We start from the raw sequence: 20,267 nt of genomic DNA on the forward strand, positions 1-20,267 counted from the left end.
TTAATTTTTTCTAGTATTTCTGGTACTGTTGCAGTAATATGCTTTTTATAATCTTCATAAGTTGAATTTATACTGTTATAGATTTCTTTATAATCATTTGAAATAAATTTACTTTCTAAATATTCATCCATACCCTTTATATTCCCACTTTCTATCTCTTCAATATTCTCCTTGAGAATATCAAACTTCTTTTGTAAAGTTTCTTCTAGCTGGTGCTTGAATTTTTTTATCATAGACACTCTGTTTCTTAAAAATTCTTCTTGAACACAAGAAGTAAGGATTATTCTGTCTTTTAAGCGACTAATGACTTCTATAAGTTTTTTTCTTTCTGTAATAGATATTTGATAGTAATCTAATAAAATACTTGTATCTAAAAATATAGGTTCATCACCCTGTAGCTTTTCAACTCTTTCTAAATTTTCAGTATAAAGTTTTAAACCTTCATTTACAGATTTGATAGAATAATTAAGTTTAGAGCCAAACCATAAACTTTCTCCTATTTTATTTTCACTCATTTTATTTTTTAGTTTAATAGATAATGTCTTTTAAGAATAGTTTTATAATGCTTTTTTGATAAATATTTTACCCCACCTGACAAACCACACCCAACTGCTCAATATCTCTTACTAAATTACTACTGGGTTCTATCTGTAAGTGATGCGAAACCGTCTTGACAAAAGTACGCCCTTGCTGTGGTGCTTGGTGGAAAAACTCCATTTTTATTTTGCAATCGCCAGCCTTGCAGTCATTGAAAAGATTTTCTAAATCCATTATGAGCGTTTCGTTGAGATTAAGCAAATTGATAGCAATGTTGATACTTGAAATCGGCTTTTGCTTTACATCACTCAAAAGTGAAATATTCTTGATTTTGAGTTCTACTTGGTCTGGATTTTTGTAGCGTTCTTCCATTCTGCCTGTAATCAACAAAAATTCGCCCTGTACTAAAAAACCTTTGTAGTGGTCGTATTCTTTTCCAAAAAGAGCAAATTTGTAGTTACCAGAATAATCTTCTAGCGTAAAGAGTCCAAAATCTCGCCCAGAGGCTGTTTTTCGGTGAGCTACTTCGGTTATCATTCCTCCTACTTTAAGTTCTGCTCCTTTTCTTGCATTTTCTAGGTTAGCAAGTGTAGAAGTACAAGAAGTTTTCATTTCTATCTTGTACTGGTCTAGTGGGTGTCCAGAGATAAAGAAGCCAACAACTTCTTTTTCCTTGTTGAGCTTATCTATTTCTGCCCAACGTTCTATTTCGGCAAGGCGAGGACGCATTACTTCCACTTTTCCATCTGCTCCTCCAAACATAGACACTTGTGCAGAGGCAGCTTCCTCTTTCTGTGCTTTTGAGTAGGCTAAAAGAAGCTCCAAATTTGTTTTTCCTGTATCCGTTTTGGCAAAAATTTGCGCTCTATGCACGTCATCAAAACAGTCAAGCCCTCCTGCAAAGGTTAAGGCTTCGAAGGTTCTTTTATTGATGACAGATAAATCCATTCGCTCCACAAAATTAAAAATATCATTGTATTTGCCATTTTCTTCTCTTTCTTTTATGATATGCGAAACGGCTGTCTCTCCTGCTCCTTTAATGGCTGCCAAACCAAAACGAATTTGTCCTTTATCATTCACACCAAAACGCTCACTACTTTCATTTACATCTGGTCCAAGAACAGGAACGCCAATGCGCTGTGCCTCATCAATGAAGAAAGTAATTTTATCAATACTGCTAATGTTGTTGCTCAAAACGGCTGCCATATATTCGGCTGGATAATGTGCCTTTAAATAACCCGTTTGGAATGCCACCACAGAATAGGCTGCCGAGTGCGAACGGTTGAAACCGTAGGCAGCAAATTTTTCCATTACTTCAAAAACCTCTTCTGCTTTTTTCTTGTCTATGCCGTGTGTTTTCTTTGCTCCCTCTACAAAAATAGATTTTTGTTTTGCCATTTCTTCGGCTTTCTTCTTACCCATTGCACGACGCAAAATATCTGCACCACCAAGCGAATAGCCTCCCATAATCTGTGCTGCCTGCATAATCTGCTCTTGGTAAATCATAATTCCAAAAGTAGGCTCAAGAATGGGTTTCAAAAGTTCGTGAGGATATTCGACGGTTTCTCTGCCGTGTTTTCGGTCGATATAAGAAGGAATAAAATCCATCGGACCGGGACGATAAAGGGCATTCATTGCAATCAAATCTTCAATATTGGTAGGTTGAAGTTCTTTGAGATATTTACGCATTCCATCAGACTCAAACTGGAACGTTCCGACTGTGTCGCCACGCTGATAGAGTTCATACGCTTTTACATCATCTATCGGAATTTCGTCTGGGTCAATCTTTACCCCATGATTTTTTTCAATTAAATCAATGGCATCTTTAATAATGGTCAGCGTTTTCAGACCCAAAAAGTCCATTTTGAGCATTCCAGCATCTTCAACAACTTTTCCATCAAACTGTGTAATGAAAAGTTCGGCATCTTTGGCTGTCAAGACTGGGATATATTCGGTAATATCGTCTGGCGCAATGATAACACCTGCTGCGTGTGTACCTGTATTTCTGACTGAACCTTCCAAGACTTTTGCATTTTGGAGAACCTGTCCTTGCAAATCTTTTCCTCTAAAAATGCGCTCCAAATCTTCTACTTCTGCAAAGGCTTTGTCTAGTGTCGTACCAGGTTTTTCTGGAACAAGTTTGGCAATTCGGTTGGATTCATCTAAAGGAAGTTCCATCACACGAGCAACGTCTTTAATAGACATTTTGGCTGCCATCGTACCATAGGTTACAATTTGTGCTACTTGATTTCTTCCATATTTTTTAACCACATAATCAATAACTGACTGTCTTCCAACGTCGTCAAAATCCACGTCAATATCTGGCATCGATACACGTTCTGGATTCAAGAAACGCTCAAAAAGAAGGTTGTAATGAATAGGGTCAATGTTGGTAATTCCGATACAGTAAGCTACCACAGAACCTGCTGCCGAATTATGCACCAAAAATGATGAAGTCAGATAATTATGTTCTTCCTCTACCTCAAAATCATAGACTAAGGTTTGGTTAGGAACAGTTTCGATGCTTCGTATTTTGAGTAAAAAACCATCGTGCGTTTCATTTTTTATAGGTTCATAAATGTAGTTCGCCTTTGCTTTCGCTTTACCTATGCGTTTATCTTTTGGAATAGTTACGTAATAAGCTATTTTAATATTTTTGAAGGCTTCTCTTTTTTCTATTCTATTATCTACTCCCAAGGAGGCAGGAATACCAATACGCCAACACAAAAAACGCACTTGGTCAGCTAATTTTCTTGAAACAGTTGTAAATTTGAATTTATACTCATCTTCATGTCCATCTGCTGCACAATATCCACTTAAAAATGCTGCTACATTTTCTTCTTTTGCAGATAAAATAAAATTAGGAACGTATTTAGTCGCTGAATTAAATTCATATTCATCATACAACTTCTTAAAAAGTAAATAAATAGGCTTACTATTTACTGAAAGTTGAATCAACTTTCTAGTTTTTGAATGATTTTCACTTACTTCGCAGCCTATTTCCTCAAACTTATTTTTTACAAAATTCAGACTTGCCTTTTCGTTTTGGTGAAAGGCAAATCCAATCATTGGACGTTCATTTTTTCGTATCCATCCATCTCCTGTAAAAATTCCGAATATCTTATACCAATCTTTATCTAAAGTAATTTTTCGTTGCTGTGGTTTTGTTCGTTGAATAGTATTGCAAAGTGTATTCTGAACATCGTGATAAATGGTTTTATCATCAAAATGCAAATCATTTAGATGTGAATTATCACACAAGTCAGCTAAGTCAAACTCCTTTACTTCTTCAACTTTTACTTTTGGTTTGGGTACAAAAAGCCAGTCGTGTTCTGAAATATCTTGTGCTTGTCTCCACTTTAAATTACCTGTTGGACGTGGTTTTGACCTTGACTTTTTAGTGCTTTCTGCCCAGTTTTCGTAGTTTTTTGGAAAAACTTGTGCTTCTGATAGAATTTTATGGTCTTTGGTAAGTGTAATACCATGCGTTTCTCCGTAATAGGTTTTTATGTTGATTAATTCCTCTTTATTGTTGGTAGGATAAACGAACGTATTTTTTACTCTTCTAATTTTTCCACTCTCTGTAATTACTCTATCTCCAATCTGGACATCACAAATATTTTTAGTCGTTCCATCGTGCATTACCACTTTTGCATCAGCTGTCAAGCAACCACGCCCCGGCCCTACGGCAACGCCAATCTTACGAGCTTCATTGATGAAATCTTGTACAATCAAGAAGTATCCAGGGAAACCCATATCCTTCATAATTTTGAGTTCGTGGTCTATGCGTTCCTTAATGGCTGGAGTAACTTCTTTATAACGCTGTTTTGCACCTTCATACGCCAAGTGAGCCAAAAAAGCATCTTCATCTGCAAATTCTGATGGAATTTCATATTTTGGAAGAAGAATATCACGCTTGAGTTTGATAGGCTCTATTTTTTCAGTTATTTCTATCGTAGTTTCGATGGCTTCTGGCAAATCTGCAAAAAGTTGGTTCATCTCTTCAGCAGATTTGAAATAAAACTCATGGTTTGGAAAACCAAAACGATAGCCACGCCCACGCCCTACAGGTGTACTTTTCGGAATACCATCTTTCACACACAAAAGCGTATCGTGTGCATCAGCATCGTCTTTTTTGAGGTAAAAACAATCGTTAGAAGCAAAATATTTTACATCGTATTTATCTGCCCATCCCAATAAAACTTCATTTACACGCTCTTCTTCTTCTAGTCCGTGGCGTTGGAGTTGAATATAAAAATCATCTCTAAATTCTTCTAACCACCATTGAAACGCCTCTTCTGCTTGCAATTCGCCTTCATTCAAAATCAAATTTGGAATTTCTGCTCCTAATCCTCCTGTTGTAGCAATTACGTTTTCCTTATATTTTACAACAAGTTCTCTATCAATACGTGGATAGCCTGCATAATAGCCCTCTACATAGCCATAGGAACACATTTTGGCAAGATTGTGATAGCCTGCTTGATTTTTGGCTAAGAACACTTGTTTGGTTCTTCGGTCTGGATTGTCTTTGGTAAACTTATGTTTGTGTCTGTCTTCTGTAAGATAAAGTTCTGCTCCAATAATGACTTTTATTCCTAACTTTTCCCCTTCCCCAACAGCATAAAAAGCTCCATGCATATTTCCAGTGTCCGTAATTGCTACGGCTGGCATTTCCATTTCTTTTGCTTTACTAACTATTTTTTTTACGTTTGCCGTACTCTGCAATATCGAAAACTGTGAATGTGTGTGCAAATGCACAAAAGGCAAAATTTCATCTAGCTTTCTGTCTTTTTTTAGTCGGTCGCTGGCTTTGCTTTTTTTCTGAATCTGTTGGAAATTCGCCTCATCAAGCTCTGGAGCTTCATAAACCACCATCTCTGGCGTAATATCTTCAACTGTCGGAACAACTTTATTTTGTAAAAGTCCGAAAAAACATTTTGCTGTTGCATCTACATCATAGGCTGCATCGTGAGCATCGGCAAATGGAACTCCGAAAAGTTTGGTGTGAAGTTCTGTAAGTGTTGGCCACTTGTAGCGTCCTCCTCTTCCCCCTGGAATGGCTACAAAATCTACAGAAGTGAGTTTTGTACAGAGCGTTTCCTTCTCCATAAAGCCACGCTCAATACTCTCACGATAAAACTCTGCTCCCATTACACTCACATCAAACTCTACATTGTGTCCGATAAGAACATCAGCTTTGTCGTAGTCGTCTGCAAATTTATTTAGTACATCAGAAAGAGGTTTGCCTTCGTCTTGCGCCCTTTTGGTAGAAATTCCGTGAACTTTCTCTGCATTGAAGGGAATGGTAAAGCCGTCTGGATAAACGATGTGATTTTGAGCAGAAAGTAGATTTCCCTTGTTGTCGTGCAACTGCCAAGCAATCTGAACCAAGCGAGGCCAGTTGTCAGAGTCTGTAACAGGAGCATTGAAGTTTTTAGGAAGCCCAGTAGTTTCGGTATCGAAGATGAGGTACATAGAGAATAGAGTTTATCGTTGGTGGGGACACCAACAATGGCAAATGATAATTATCTCGTTTTTCTCTACGAATTTACGAAAAAATATGCTTATTTTGTTAGCATATTCAGATGTTTTTAGAAATTATAATTCTTTCAGTCTATGAAAAAAATAGTAGTAGTGCTTTCGCTTTTATTGGTAGTGTTTTCAGCTTTTACTCTAAAAGAATATAGCAAAAAAGAAATTGATGAAATTACAAATGCAATAGATTATAACTCTTCTTTACGTCCACAGATTTTAGATGCCAATGATGTTTATGAAACTGCTTTTGATGGAGGTGGTAAAATAAATTTACATTGGAAACAAGATAATATCAAAAAGATATACAGAGAAATTGGAACTTCATATGGAAGGTTATCTACAATTTTCTATTTTGATGATAATAAAATTATCAAAATCATTGAAATTGAAGAAGATTTTGAGTTTGACCAAGATATGAATATAGAATATGAGAAAGGTGTAAGTGAAGTTTTCAAAGAAGAGATTTATGTTTTTGATTACGAAAATAAAAGCATCCAAATACTCAAAACTGGAAAGCGAAAAGTATCTAATCAAAGGTCTATTTCTGAATATTATCAAGTAGCCAACTTCATCCTAGAAAAAGCAAAGAATTAAACAGGTTTATAGCTATTAGAGTGTTTTATAAATTCAAATTTTTCTAGCTCTTCATAAGTTGGGTAAATAACTTCTCTACTTTCAAATATTTCAAAAAATACTTCTTTTTATAAAAAAAACAATCAGTGCAACAAGTGAAATACCATAACTTTCAGAATGATAGTAATAATATAGCTATTGAGTATGAATGTTGGGAGGTAAACCTTGTTAGTTTTTGTTATTATTAAAACGAAATTTCTTCACTCAATACTTGTCGCCAAATTGGTTGTATTATATCAGACTTAGAGGGATATAATTCCTCGTTAAACTCCAGTTTTATACTTTTTTGGTTGTCTAAATTCGTTATCGTTATGTATTGGTTACAGCCATACTCAAAAGTGTATATAGGTTGATATGTATTCTCTTGTAACTTATACAATGTTGAATTATAACATTTTCCACCACATCCACAGTATTGAAAATCATAATAAAGGTCATTCTCAAAACACATTATCATAGAACGCTGATTTAGAATGACCTTTTTCACGGTGTCCTCTTCCAATACAAACGCTGTATATTTAGCACTGAAATAATTTGGTACGTAATAAATCAACTGACTACTATCACAACTATATGAGTAGGAAACCTCAGATTTTGGATCAATCTCATAGCCTTTTTGCAAAGTAGAGTCTTGAACTATTTCTTTCCAAGAATTATTTTTTGACGATACATAAAAAGCAATATCTTGATATTCATAGCCACCATTATAGCGATATACTGCATAATAAGTCTGATGAGTTGTGTCTATAATTAAACTTCCTATATCCATACCGTCATTGGTATAATATAATTTAGTTTGTTTGCTATTGAGCATTTTTCTAATCATCTGTATGTTGTCTCCTTTACGAATATCTTGTGCAAATGATAAATGAATAAAAAAAGACAGACAATAAATTACAAAAAATATCTTCATACAGCTTCATAAGTTTCCTTACGCCCCTTATTTTGTTTGTTTCTCCATGTGTTCTATCCATTCATTTAAAACATCTAGTTTCTTTCCAGATAAAGTTTTTCTCACTTTCTCTATTTCCAATTTGAATAACTGATAAAATAGTTTTTGATTTTCTTTTTGTAGCAATAAGAACTCTTGCTGCTGCTCACTCAAATTATTTTCTTTTGAAAAAACAGGTTGATACTCTTCTTTTTCTTTATTCCACTCAAAACTGATTTTTACAGTTTTTTCAAATAATATTATGGATGATAGTTCTCTAGTTTCACTTTTATAAGGAAGATAAAATTTACTCTCTATAATAGCATCAATCTCACCAGAAGAGTGAGTGTAAAATTGAGTATGCAAATCAAAATTTAGATAAAGAATACTTCCTGAACTTACCCAATGCTTTCCTCCTAAAGTTAAAACCTTTTTGAATCCACTTTGAGTAAATCTATAAAATAAATACTCATCAACATACATGCCTGTGCCACTCCCATGACGATGTTTTACTCTAATTAGTGGTGTATCTTGGATGATATTAATACCATAATCTAAATCTAGACTATTACCTAAAGTAATATCTTCCCTGTAAATTAGAAACCATTGATTATTGATTTTATCAAAAGTCAAAATTTCAGACTCCCACACATATCCCATGAAAATAATTAACTCATTGTCTTTATCTGCATCAAAATTATCATAAAGAACTACTAAAGCTCCAAATACTGAATCTTTCTTTTGATTTGTATAACCAACTATTTCTTTTGATAATTGCTGAGTTATTTGCTCATGTTCTTCTACATTCTCTGCATACTCTTCAAATTTTAGAACACTAATTTTGTGTATCAAACTATCAGAAATAGGGATATTTTGTGCCTTTAGAGACAAACTAATGAGGAGAAATAACGCTATGATAAATATGTTTTTCATAAGAGTAATTTACTAAATATTTGAAACAAACTACTCCATCTCCTTCATAATTTTCAATCGGAAAAGCTCACGATTAGCTGGCTCTACTTCTTCCGAAGTTGGATAAACTACTTCACCTTTGTGTCCTTTCCACGTATGTTTTACCCAACGTTTTGTATAGACAATCATTCTACGCATATCGTTTACCACAAGCAGAATAACAGGGAAAATCAGTAGGATTACGAACGTTCCAAATCCAATTCCATACGCTACTGAAACAGCCATAGGAATTAAGAATTGTGCTTGGAAACTCGTTTCCATAATCAGAGGAGCAAGTCCTGCCACAGTTGTAACTGTTGTCAGCAAAATTGCTCTAAAACGAGAAATACCTGCATTATAAACAGCGTCTTTCATAGACATTCCCTCTTGAAGATTGGAATTGAATTTACTTACCAAAACCACGGCATCGTTGATAATTACTCCAGAGAGTGCCAAAATTCCCCACAAACTAAGCAGTGAAACAGGCTTATCGGCAAAGAAGTGTCCAAAAACAGCACAAAATAGCCCTAAAGGAATCAGTGACATTACTAAAAGTGACTGACTAAGCGAACGGAATGTAAGTGTAATTAGAAGGATAATCACAAAAAGCATAATCGGCAGTGCAAATTTTAAGGATTCTTGTGACTGACTACTTCGCTGCTGCTGCCCTCCAAATTCATACGACAAACTTGGATATTTGCTCTTCAAATCTATGAGTGTTGAATCTCTAAGGGTATTGATAATGTCCACAGGCGAACCGTTAGGGTCTTCTAACTCTGCCTCTACGGCAATTTCTCTTGAACCGTTGAAGTGTTTTATATCTACAATTCCTCTATCAATGGTATAAGTTGCCACTTCTGAAAGAGGGATTTCCTTACCATCTAAGGTTTTGATACGCATTGTTTCAAGCTGTCCTAAAGTTTCTCTGTTTTCTTCTGGATAACGCACCCAAACACGCACTTCGTCTGTTCCTTTTTGCAATCTCTGTACTTCTTCACCAAAGAAGCCTTGTCGGATTTGATTGGTAATATCAGCATGAGTAAGTCCTAAGAAATAAGCATTGGGTTTGAGTTCTAGTTGTAACTCTCTGCGTCCTACTCTTTTATTGTCTGTAACTTCTTTCAGACCAGCAAAATTTTCTAGCTCTCTTTTGAGTTCTTCGGTGGCTGCATCTAAAGCATCATTGTTTTTAGATAGCAGTCTAATTGAAATAGGCTTTCCAAAACGATTTCGTCCTGCCACAGTAAATAATTCTGCTTCAGGAATGTCTCCTATTTTTTTTCTAACACTATCAGCAATTTGATTACTGGTTATTTCTCTATCATCCATATCTAATAAAGAAATTGAAACATGACCAGCGTGCGAACCGTTTTCACTTCCATCAGATGTTCTGCCTAGATTTCTGAAAGTATAATTGATAAAGTTTTTTTCATCATTAAATTCCTTTTTAAGTTCGTCGTTTACCTCCCAAGCTGCTTTTTCGAAGCGTTCTAAATACGAAGTAACTTTTTCTTTTGGTGTTCCTGCTTTGAAGGCAATGCTGGCATCAAAACTATCAAAAGGGATATTTGGAAAAAATACAACTTTGATAAGCTGTCCATTGACCATTCCCAAAACAATCATCACAAAAACAACAGGTACAAAAACATACACATAACGAAAACGCAGAACATGAGCAAGTGCTGCTCCATAGATTTTATGACGTAGAAAATCAATGCCTTTGTTCAACCCTTCTCTCCATTTTCCTTCACTTTGCGTATCTGCCATATCTTTATGTGTAAGGTGAGATGGCAAGACAAAAAAGGCTTCAACAAGCGAAACAGCCAAACACAACACTACAATCAATCCCATTTCTTGAAGAAAATCAAAACCTTCAATTCCGATAGCAATAGGCATAAAGGCAACAATCGTTGTCAAGACTGATGTAAAAACAGAAGGCATTACTTCAAATGTTCCATCAACAGTAGCACGAAGAGGAGATTTTCCCATTTCAAAATGAGTAAAGATATTTTCTCCAATTACGATTCCATCATCTACCAAAATTCCGACTACGAGTATCATTCCGAAAAGTGAAATCATATTAATCGTAACTCCCATCAGTGTAGCAATAATAAACATTCCAGCAAAAGAAATTGGAATCCCTAAAGCTACCCAAAGCGAAAGACGAAGACTAAGAAAAAGCCCTAAACAAATCAAGACTAACACCAGTCCCATAACTCCGTTATCGATAAGCATTTGAAGACGTTGAGAAAGCAAATCGAAGAAGTCAAAGGAAACGACCATCTCTACATCAGAATGTTTTTTATTAAACTCTTCTACATACTTATTAGCATAAATAGAAATTTCTTCTAAATCCTCTTCTTGCAACTTTGTAAGTTCTAAGGAAACAGCTTGTTTTCCATTTAGATAAAGTTCATTAGGTACATCTGCAAATTGTTCTTTTATGGTGGCAATATCTCTCAAGCGAAGGTCGCTACCATCGTCATTAGCACGCAAGACAATATTTCCAATTTTTTCAGCTATTTTTTCTTTGGCTCTTGAACGAATCAGAATTTCTTCTTCTTTAGATTTGATTGCTCCTGCCGAAATATCACGGTTATTGAGTCTAACTGCTGCTGCAATCTGTTCAAAACGAAGTCCGTAACGTAAAAGTGTTGCTTCAGGAACTTCGATAGAAATTTCTATATCTGGATAACCACTAATATTGAGTTGAGAAATTACGCCTGAAGCCAACATTTCATCCTCAATCTGTTCAGCATATTTTTTTAAGAGAAATAAATCTACATTTTTTCCTTCTTTAGCTCTCAAACCCAAATACATCGTTCGGCTTCGTGGCTTGACTTTAAACACTATTGGACGTTCAGCATTGGTAGGAAAAGAGTTGATTCTGTCCACAGAATTTTTTACTTCTGCTAAGGCTTCGTCTGCATCTACTCCACGCTCCAACTGCACGATAATACTGGCGTTGTTTTCAGACGAAGTGGAAGTAATTTCTTTAATTCCCTCAATTCCTTTCAAAGATTCTTCTACCTTTATGGTTATGCCTTCTTCCATTTCCTCTGGCGAAGCTCCTGGCATTACCACTCCTACAGAAATAGTAGTAGGGTCGGTTTCAGGAAAAAAGGAACGTTTCATTACCCAACCATAACATAATGCTCCAAAAATAACCATCGTAAAGATGATAGCATTTGCCCATATTGGATATTTTACAAAATATTCGACAAGTTTTTTCATAATTTATTTTGTAGAACAGACATCTTGTCTGTCAAGTAGTTAATATTTTTAAGAACAAAGAGGTGAGAAGTCTGTGCTACATTAATTGGCTGATAATGTTTTTTCTGCTTTTTCTGCTTTTTCTGCTTTGCTTTCTGAATTTAATACTTTCACTATCATTTCATTATAAGCATTTATCAAAGGCTCAATAACTACTTTTTCTCCTTCTTCAATTCCAGAAATAATGAGAGTTTCTTTGTTTGCCTTTTTTATTTGAACCTTTTTTAGACTCAAAACAGAATCATTCTTGACAGTATAAACTTCATTTTCATTAAAAACAGCTCTTCTAGGCACTTCAATAGCATTCTGAATTGTTCCTCCTTGCATTTTGGCTTTCAAATACATTCCTGCATAAATAGGGTTTTTGCCTTTTTGAATCTTGACATAAACATCTAAAGACTGTGTGGCTGGATTGACAATATCACCCACTCTTGCAATTCGTCCTGTCCATTGTTGAGTTTCATCTTCTGTACTTACTTCTACTTCTGTTCCTGTTTTTATCCATTGAATATCTCTTGTTTCGACAGGAACTTTAAGCTCTAACTGGCTATTCTGCACCAAACGCAACACCTTCCCATTCGGAGGAGCAACCGAACCATTTTGCAAGTACACCTCACTAATTGACCCAGAAAAAGGAGCGATTACAACGTATTTGCTTAGTGTAGCTTCTTGTGCTTTTATGTTGTAGTAACTTGTCAAGATTCCTTTTGTAGCTAAAAATGTTTTTTCTTTTTCTGATTCGTAACTAGGAAGTTTTGGTAATGGTTTATCGACTTCCAAACTAGCAAAATAGCTCTTCCACATTTCATAACGATTAGGATAATCAATCTTCATATCTGGGAGAATCATCGCTACTTCTCTCATAAAATTACTTTTTTGTGATTGAAGTCCAAGTTCAAAAGGTTCTCTTCCGAGCGTAAACAAGACTTGTCCTCTTCTAACCGACTGTCCCACTTGTAGATTGACACTCTCACGAATTTTCCCTGAAACTTCGGCTACGATATCAACAGGTTGTTCGGATTCTACTCTACCAAAAGTAACAATTTCAGCTTGAATAATAGTAGGATTTGCCTCTTGGATTCGAACAGCTGTTTTTTGAGGTTTGGAAACTCTTTTTGGTGGGTCTTTTTGCATACTGGCAAACCACTGATTGAGTCCATAGCCAGCACCTAAAAGAATAATTGCAGCAACAACAGAAAGTAAAATTTTATTTTTCATAATGGAAGGTCAAAAAATAATTTTCTAGTAAAAAATCAGTATAAATAAGGAACTACTTGTTTTATAAACTCCTCATTTTCAATTTATAACTAATATCTATTCAATAAGCTATCAATAAAATAAGTAGTAGAAGTGTTTGCAAAGTTACGAGCTACATATTTATATTTTTGTATAATTAACACTCTTTATTGTAAAGGTTGTTAAGAAATGAAAAGGAAGTATAAAGGGCAATGAATTCAATTGGTTTAGAGCATCATTTCAACAAGGCAAGAGTCATTGGGGCAATTCAAATATGCCCATACAGACATAAAAATTGTGGCAAGAATGCGCAAAGTATTCTTCTGATGTAGAAGCCTTATCGGCTAAAAAACATATTTAGCAACCACAATAGAAATTCACAAAAATATCACTTGCTTTCTGCTGAATTTTGTAATAACAGCCAGCTTCTCCATCTTTGGGTTCTATTCATTTTCATCCTCTTCACTTACAGGTTCTTCAAAATACAAAACATAAAAAATGAAATAGGCTTCTCTTAAAGACAGTTCTTTGAAGGTAAAAGAGTCCGAACTACCAGATTCTTCGCATTTAGATTGATAGTATAAACAAAAGACGTTTTTTTCTCATAAAGAGTTTATTTTTGAGCCTCCAAACCATAAAATTTCTATAAAAATGAAAATTGGAATTATCTCAGACACACATTCGTATTTAGACCCAAAAGTAAAAACTTACTTCAAAGATTGCGACCAACTTTGGCACGCTGGAGATATTGGAAGTGAAGAAGTAGCAGATGAGTTAGAAGATTTCAAACCTACTGTTTTTGTCTATGGAAATATTGACAATCAAAAAATGAGAGTTCGTTATCCTAAAAATCAGATTTTTGAGTGTGGAGGTTTGAAAGTCTTTATGACACATATTGGAGGTTATCCACCCAATTACAAACCAGAAATTAAAAAGCAGTTAGATGAAATCAAACCAAATATTTTTGTCTGTGGACATTCACACATTTTGAAGATAATGCCAGACCATAAGCGAAAACTGATTCATTTTAATTCTGGAGCAGCAGGAAAGCACGGTTTTCACCACATCAGAACGCTCATACGTTTAGAAATAAATAATGCTAAAATCACAAATGTAGAAGTAATAGAATTAGGAAAAAGATCTACATTGTAGCACATACGTTAGTGCGTAAAAAGAACAATCTACCTAGCTTTTCTCAAATCTATCCAACCTCTTCTAACAAACTCTCTTGCAATTTCTTTAATAGAAAGAGGATTGGAAAGACATTTTGCATTTTTGTCCTGCTCTCCATTTCTGCTTACAAAACAGACTTTTTTACACGAAAAACAAATTTTCAATACAGAAACAGCAACGCCATTTTTATAAAAAACTAAAATATCTCTATAAATCGCACCACAGCGACTAACAGCATACTTCTCACAGCTATTTGATGGAAAAACTTTTATTAGCTCTTGAATATCAGAAGTTTCTGTTATGGTAGCTCGTTTTTCAAAATATTTTTTTAGTAAAGGTGTAGCATCTTGAAAGGGAAAATCATCATTTCTAAAATACACCTTCAAATTAGATGGTGTTATTTGAGTAGTGTCAATTTTTTCGGCTGCTTCTTTTGTAATAGCACCATAATACCACTCTACAGAATCTATTTCTTGCTTGGGAAAATAATCTTGATAGGAAAAGTTAGTTTGACTTTGAGCTATTAGAGGAAATAAAATAAATCCAAGATAAATAATAGTAGGTAGGACAGATTTCATAATATATTTACTATGTATGTTTTTTTATCAAAAACAAAGGTAACCATATTTTTGAGAAAATCGTCTGTATGTTGTTAAGTTTTATCAAAAAAATCTTCTCTAAGTAAAAACTACCTAGAGAAGATTTTTAAGCAAGGAAGAAAATAGAAATTATTTAACTCCCAAATCAGCAATTTGTGATTGAATTTTGTCTTGTAACGACTGTTTTACTTTGTCGTAATCTTCTTTGTTGTGGAGTTCATCTTTTACAGAAAAATAAAACTTAATTTTTGGTTCTGTTCCAGACGGGCGCATACTTATCTTGCTACCATCTTCTGTATAGAAAGCCAAAACGTTGGAAGTTGGCAAGTCTGTTTCCATTGCTTTATATGTTCCTGTCTGTACGTCTAAAACAGTTTGGTTTTGGTAATCATAGACTTTCAAAAGATTACTTCCTGCTAAGGTCTTTGGAGGATTTTCTCTAAACGTTTTCATCATCTCTTGAATCTGCTGCGCTCCCTGCTGTCCTTTTTTGGTAATGGAAACTAATTCTTCTAAATAAAAGCCATATTCCTTATAAATCTCAATCAGCCACTCAAAAAGTGAGAAGCCTTGGTCTTTTGCATAAGCAGCCAAAAGTGCAATACTTGCACACGAAGCCACACCATCTTTATCACGCACCTCATCACCAATCAAGTAACCATAACTTTCTTCTCCTCCCAAAATAAACTCTTCGTTAGAGTTTTCTTGTTTTTTCTTTTCTATCAGTGCTGCAATATGTTTGAAGCCTGTGAGCGTATCATAAATATTGACACCATACTTTTCTGCTATTTCTCTGATAAGTTCGGTCGTTACGATAGTTTTGATAACCATTTGATTTCCATCTAACTTATCAGCATTTTTCCACGCTTCTAAATTATAGGCTGCCAAAAGTGCAAAAGTCTGATTTCCATTCATCAAAACATACTCTCCTTCTGTATTCTTGACTGCAATTCCCACACGGTCAGCATCTGGGTCGGTAGCCATTACCACATCAGCATTCACTTCTTTTGCTTTTTTGAGAGCTAATGTCATCGCTTCGGCTTCCTCTGGATTGGGATAAACAACTGTTGGAAAGTTTCCGTCTGAAGCATTCTGTTCTTCTACAGTATGAACATTAGTAAAGCCTAATTCTTTCAAAACCTTTGGCACAAGCGTAATTCCTGTTCCATGAATCGGTGTATAGACGATAGAAAGGTCGCTTTGTCTTTTGATGACTTCTTTTGTTTTCTCATCTGCTAACGAATTTATAAGTTGTGCAACGTAAGGCGTATCTACCTCCTTGTCTATTTTTTGAATAAGGTCAGTATTTGCTTCAAAATTTATTTCTTCTATATTTTTTATCGCCTGTACTTCTTCGATAATATTTTTATCGTGAGGCGCAACTACCTGTCCCCCATCTTCCCAGTAGGCTTTATAACCATTGTATTCCTTCGGATTATGTGAAGCTGTCAAGACCACACCACTTTGGCAACCCAAATGACGAATAGCAAAAGAAAGTTCTGGTGTAGGACGAAGTTCTGTAAATAAAAATACTTTTATTCCGTTGGCTGAAAAAATATCAGCTACAATCTGTGCAAATTCTGGCGAGTTGTTACGACTATCGTAGGCAATGGCTACTTTTATTTCCTTTTTATTTGGAAATGACTTTTTTAGGTAATTGGCAAGTCCTTGAGTGGCTGCACCGACTGTATAACGATTCATTCGGTTTGTGCCTACTCCCATAAGTCCACGCAGCCCACCTGTGCCAAACTCTAAATCTTTATAAAAAGCATCTGCAAGGTCAGTTTCTGAGAGCTTTTTGATAGCTTCTTTTGTTTCGTTGTCGTAGTTTCCTTCTAGCCAATGATTGACTTTTTCTTGGATTGTTGTTTCTAACATATTTATTCTGTGTATTTTAGATTTAATGTTTCAAAAGTACAGAAACAAATTTTGATTTGAAGAATGATTGTATTTTTATCGAAAAAAACTAACTTATTTGTATCTATTAGATTATTAACTTTACGACTTCACTTATTCGTAATTTTTAATTCTCAATTTCTAACTAAATTATGAAATCTATATTTTTTACGCTTTCTATTTTTTGTCTTTTCCTTTCCAGTTGTGTTTCCTTTACTTCTTATGATGACTTGGAGCGTTTGAAATACGCTGATTTGGAAGGTTATCAGTATCAAGATAAAGACTATCAACCTCAAAACGATACTACTCGTTTTATGTACTTTACCAAAAAAGAAGATTTTGAAAAAGCATTTGGCAACATAAAACATGATATTAATTTTGCAGAGCAAGTTGTAGTGGCTGTTGTCAAATATGAAAAAAAGCCTACAAAAATTATTACCAACCATATTACATATTCTCAAAAAGAAATTATTTGGCTTTATGAAGATGATTATTTGGCTACTGTACAGTCAGCATCGCCTTTTGTAGGAATAACCTTGATTGACAAGCAAGATTTTGACCAAGTCGTTTTTGTGGAAAATGGAAAAACAGTGTATGTCATCACTACACCAGAGGCACAAGAACGACAAAAGAAAAAACTAGCTGAAACCTTTAATAGAAAGGAAACAGAAAAGTAGTAAATTTGCTGAATGGAAAATTTTATTCTTTCTCTTATTTTTTGGTTTCCTCTTTTGGGAAGTTCTTTGTGTTTGATTCCTTTTGGAAAAGACAAAGCTCATTTTTATAAATGGATTGGAATAGGTACACTTTCTACTCAGCTTCTTTGGGTAACAGTGATGCTATTTTTTGCAAAAACAAATTTAGATGCTTCTGTTCTTGATGCTCAAAATCTGCTTTTATCTGAAAAATTGACTTGGTGGCATATCAGTTTGGGGAAATTTGGAATCCTACACGCTGATTATTTTTTAGGTATTGATAAAAATAACATCTTGCTTATCGGACTTTCTGCGCTTATTTTGTGGGTAGGAGGTTTAGCTTCTGTTTTTTCTAAAACAGTTTTGACTCGCTCTCGTCTGTATTTTTTCTTCTATTTGCTGCTGTCTTGGGCTGTGATGGGAAGTTTTCTTTCTCTTGATTTCTTGCTTTTCTTTATCTGCTTTGAGTTTATGCTCCTGCCAATGTATTTTCTGATAGGAATTTGGGGAGGAAAAAAGAAAGAATATGCAGCCATTAAGTTTTTTATCTATACACTTATTGGTTCGGTCTTGATTCTAATTGCTGGAATTATTATTGTAAATTCTGGAACAGACATTACAAAAACAGCCTTAGAACTAAATATTTCAGTAGATGAAGTCATCGAAAAACTTAAAAATTCTACGCTAGAACCTTCTCAAGTCGTACATTCCTTTGACATGTTAGCATTTAAAGATGTAAATTATTTTTCTACTGGTTCTGCTCTTTTTGATTATGATGGCAATACACTTAGAATTGCCGTTTTCTTTCTGCTAGTCATTGGTTTTGCTATCAAACTTCCAATTGCACCTCTGCATACGTGGTTACCTATTGCCCACGTAGAAGCCTCTACACCTATTTCGATGGTTTTGGCTGGTGTACTTCTGAAAGTCGGAGGGTATGGGCTATTACGCTTGCCTTTTTCTGTTCTTACAGATGTAGCGATAGATTTTTCGTTTTGGCTGGCAGCTTGGGGTGTTTTCTCTATGTTGTATGGCTCATTTTTAGCACTTGGTCAGACAAATTTAAAGCGAATGATTGCCTATTCTTCGGTTTCACACATGGGTTTTGTCTTGCTAGGTTTGGCTGCTATCAATGTAGAAGGAACAAATGGAGCAATTTATCAGATGGTAAGTCACGGACTTATCTCGCCTTTGCTTTTTCTTTTGGTAGGCGTTTTTTATGAACAAACTAATGATTTGACTATTACAAATTATAGTGGACTTTTCCACAAACTTCCTCGTTATACAGCTTTTGTCGGTGTTGCTTTTTTTGCAGGACTAGGCTTGCCTACTTTTGCTAGTTTTGTTGCTGAACTTACTGTTTTCCTAGGAGCTTTTTCATCCGATTATATTCCTGTTTGGCTCTCTGCTTTGGCAGTCTTGACACTTATTTTTACAGCAAGTTATTTCCTATGGACATACAAGCGCATGTTTTTAGGCGAGTTTTCATTGCATCACAGTCTTAAAAATCAAGATTTACAGGATATTCCAACTTCTCAAAAAATTATTGCTATCATTTTGACTGCGTTTGCTATTTTGTTAGGAATTTTTCCAAATTTGGTTTTTGAGTGGTTGTAAAAAGGTAGTATTTTATTATTTTGAATCGAAAATTATAGGTCAGAATGGAGGATATAGAAAAAAGACTTTTCAGAAACATAGAACAACTCATTGAGGAAAGCAAGAAAGAAGTCGCAATAAGTGTAAATCAGATAATGAGTAAGTTGTATTGGAATATTGGCAAAGAAATAAAAATGGTAATCTTAAACAATCAGAAGCCTAACTATGGAAAACAAGTTATAGAGAATTTGAGTGAGAAGTTATCTGCTAGTTATGGTCGTGGGTATAGCAAAACGAATTTGTTTAATGTTATTAAAGTGTACGAAGTTTTTGACAACGAACAGATTTTCCACGCACTGAGTGGAAAATTGTCTTGGACACATTTAAGAAAGTTAATGTATATTGATGATGAGTTGAAAAGAGAGTTTTATATAGAAATGTCTAAACTAGAAAACTGGAGTACACGTACCTTACAAAATCGTATGAAATCTATGTTATACGAACGTACGTCCATATCCAAAAAACCAAACGAGACTATAAAAAAGGATTTAGAGATACTAAAAAAAGAGAAACAAATCAATCAAGATTTGGTATTTAGAGACCCTTATCTTTTAGATTTTTTAGATTTGAAAGATACTTATTCCGAAAAAGATTTGGAAACTGCCATTCTTGCTGATTTACAACGTTTTTTGATAGAATTAGGAAATGATTTTGCTTTTTTGGCTCGTCAGAAACGTATTACTATTGACCATACTGATTATTACATTGATTTGTTGTTCTATCATAGAAGATTGAAGTCTTTGGTAGCAATAGATTTGAAATTAGGTGATTTTGAGGCTGGATATAAAGGGCAAATGGAACTTTACCTACGCTACTTAGAGAAATATGAAAAAGTAGAAGGAGAAAATTCGCCCATTGGTTTGATATTATGTAGTGGAAAAAATGAAGAGCATATAGAGTTGTTAGATTTGGAAAGAAGCAATATCAAAGTAGCTGAATATTTAACAATTCTTCCTCCTCTACAACTTTTAAAAGAGAAGTTACACAAAGCTATTTTGTACGCTAAAGAGAAAAATAGCTAGATAGTCTTTGGGTTTTATAGGTCGCTCTCTTAGGTACTTTGCCGAATTTGGTTTTTGGGTGGTTGTAGAATAATGAAAATTGTAATAAGTTACTTTCCTATCTTCCAAAAAAATGACATATTGCATATCA

At 34.7% G+C, this 20,267-nt stretch carries 13 protein-coding genes; 5 read left to right on the forward strand and 8 right to left on the reverse strand.

Annotation, left to right across the window (positions count from 1 at the left end):
- Together QZ659_RS11655 and dnaE are read right to left on the reverse strand one after the other, a co-directional pair.
- A partial coding sequence (locus QZ659_RS11655) for a PIN domain-containing protein (RefSeq protein WP_291725995.1) occupies positions 1–515 on the reverse strand: 515 nt, incomplete at its 3' end.
- 67 nt (positions 516–582) lie between these two features.
- Entirely contained in the window at positions 583–6,012 is a 5,430-nt protein-coding gene (gene dnaE / locus QZ659_RS20535; protein WP_366935866.1) for a DNA polymerase III subunit alpha, read from the reverse strand.
- A 141-nt stretch (positions 6,013–6,153) separates the two neighbouring features.
- Between dnaE and QZ659_RS11670 the strand changes: the two genes are divergently transcribed.
- Positions 6,154–6,666 (forward strand): hypothetical protein, encoded by a 513-nt coding sequence (locus QZ659_RS11670; protein WP_291725996.1) that lies wholly within the window; start codon positions 6,154–6,156, stop codon positions 6,664–6,666.
- 223 nt (positions 6,667–6,889) lie between these two features.
- Here QZ659_RS11670 and QZ659_RS11675 read toward each other — a convergent pair whose 3' ends face one another.
- The 4 genes from QZ659_RS11675 to QZ659_RS11690 form a co-directional block, all read right to left on the reverse strand.
- Positions 6,890–7,618 carry a hypothetical protein gene (locus QZ659_RS11675; RefSeq protein WP_291725997.1) on the reverse strand — a complete coding sequence of 243 codons (729 nt, stop codon included), beginning with the start codon at positions 7,616–7,618 and terminating at the stop codon, positions 6,890–6,892.
- Positions 7,619–7,645: 27 nt separating this feature from the next.
- Positions 7,646–8,569 (reverse strand): hypothetical protein, encoded by a 924-nt coding sequence (locus QZ659_RS11680; RefSeq protein ID WP_291725998.1) that lies wholly within the window; start codon positions 8,567–8,569, stop codon positions 7,646–7,648.
- 30 nt (positions 8,570–8,599) lie between these two features.
- Positions 8,600–11,821, reverse strand: a complete 3,222-nt coding sequence (locus tag QZ659_RS11685) for an efflux RND transporter permease subunit (RefSeq protein ID WP_291725999.1) — start codon at positions 11,819–11,821, stop codon at positions 8,600–8,602.
- Positions 11,822–11,902: 81 nt separating this feature from the next.
- The gene (locus QZ659_RS11690; RefSeq protein ID WP_291726000.1) at positions 11,903–13,078 is read right to left on the reverse strand and encodes an efflux RND transporter periplasmic adaptor subunit; all 1,176 of its coding nucleotides are present in this window, start codon (positions 13,076–13,078) and stop codon (positions 11,903–11,905) included.
- A gap of 669 nt (positions 13,079–13,747) precedes the next feature.
- Between QZ659_RS11690 and QZ659_RS11695 the strand changes: the two genes are divergently transcribed.
- Positions 13,748–14,248 carry a metallophosphoesterase family protein gene (locus QZ659_RS11695; protein WP_291726001.1) on the forward strand — a complete coding sequence of 167 codons (501 nt, stop codon included), beginning with the start codon at positions 13,748–13,750 and terminating at the stop codon, positions 14,246–14,248.
- A 29-nt stretch (positions 14,249–14,277) separates the two neighbouring features.
- Here QZ659_RS11695 and QZ659_RS11700 read toward each other — a convergent pair whose 3' ends face one another.
- Both QZ659_RS11700 and QZ659_RS11705 read right to left on the reverse strand, forming a co-directional pair.
- Positions 14,278–14,847: a hypothetical protein gene (locus QZ659_RS11700; protein WP_291726002.1), complete on the reverse strand. Its 570-nt coding sequence runs from the start codon at positions 14,845–14,847 to the stop codon at positions 14,278–14,280.
- A 150-nt stretch (positions 14,848–14,997) separates the two neighbouring features.
- Entirely contained in the window at positions 14,998–16,746 is a 1,749-nt protein-coding gene (locus QZ659_RS11705; protein WP_291726003.1) for a phospho-sugar mutase, read from the reverse strand.
- A gap of 170 nt (positions 16,747–16,916) precedes the next feature.
- Here QZ659_RS11705 and QZ659_RS11710 point away from each other — a divergent pair, with 170 nt between their 5' ends.
- From QZ659_RS11710 to QZ659_RS11720, 3 genes are read left to right on the forward strand one after another with little or no spacing between them, the layout of a single operon-like run.
- Positions 16,917–17,441, forward strand: coding sequence for a hypothetical protein (locus QZ659_RS11710; RefSeq protein WP_291726004.1), 525 nt, complete (start codon positions 16,917–16,919; stop codon positions 17,439–17,441).
- A 12-nt stretch (positions 17,442–17,453) separates the two neighbouring features.
- Positions 17,454–19,076, forward strand: coding sequence for a complex I subunit 4 family protein (locus QZ659_RS11715; RefSeq protein ID WP_291726005.1), 1,623 nt, complete (start codon positions 17,454–17,456; stop codon positions 19,074–19,076).
- 44 nt (positions 19,077–19,120) lie between these two features.
- Positions 19,121–20,137 carry a PDDEXK nuclease domain-containing protein gene (locus QZ659_RS11720; RefSeq protein ID WP_291726006.1) on the forward strand — a complete coding sequence of 339 codons (1,017 nt, stop codon included), beginning with the start codon at positions 19,121–19,123 and terminating at the stop codon, positions 20,135–20,137.
- Positions 20,138–20,267 lie beyond the last annotated feature (130 nt).

It is taken from the genome of Bernardetia sp., from assembly GCF_020630935.1.
Lineage (GTDB): Bacteria > Bacteroidota > Bacteroidia > Cytophagales > Bernardetiaceae > Bernardetia.

Coding starts and splice junctions, on each gene's coding strand:
- dnaE (WP_366935866.1), bottom strand. CDS start 6,012: ATGTACCTCATCTTCGATACCGAAACTACTGGGCTTCCTAAAAACTTC.
- QZ659_RS11670 (WP_291725996.1), top strand. CDS start 6,154: ATGAAAAAAATAGTAGTAGTGCTTTCGCTTTTATTGGTAGTGTTTTCA.
- QZ659_RS11675 (WP_291725997.1), bottom strand. CDS start 7,618: ATGAAGATATTTTTTGTAATTTATTGTCTGTCTTTTTTTATTCATTTA.
- QZ659_RS11680 (WP_291725998.1), bottom strand. CDS start 8,569: ATGAAAAACATATTTATCATAGCGTTATTTCTCCTCATTAGTTTGTCT.
- QZ659_RS11685 (WP_291725999.1), bottom strand. CDS start 11,821: ATGAAAAAACTTGTCGAATATTTTGTAAAATATCCAATATGGGCAAAT.
- QZ659_RS11690 (WP_291726000.1), bottom strand. CDS start 13,078: ATGAAAAATAAAATTTTACTTTCTGTTGTTGCTGCAATTATTCTTTTA.
- QZ659_RS11695 (WP_291726001.1), top strand. CDS start 13,748: ATGAAAATTGGAATTATCTCAGACACACATTCGTATTTAGACCCAAAA.
- QZ659_RS11700 (WP_291726002.1), bottom strand. CDS start 14,847: ATGAAATCTGTCCTACCTACTATTATTTATCTTGGATTTATTTTATTT.
- QZ659_RS11705 (WP_291726003.1), bottom strand. CDS start 16,746: ATGTTAGAAACAACAATCCAAGAAAAAGTCAATCATTGGCTAGAAGGA.
- QZ659_RS11710 (WP_291726004.1), top strand. CDS start 16,917: ATGAAATCTATATTTTTTACGCTTTCTATTTTTTGTCTTTTCCTTTCC.
- QZ659_RS11715 (WP_291726005.1), top strand. CDS start 17,454: ATGGAAAATTTTATTCTTTCTCTTATTTTTTGGTTTCCTCTTTTGGGA.
- QZ659_RS11720 (WP_291726006.1), top strand. CDS start 19,121: ATGGAGGATATAGAAAAAAGACTTTTCAGAAACATAGAACAACTCATT.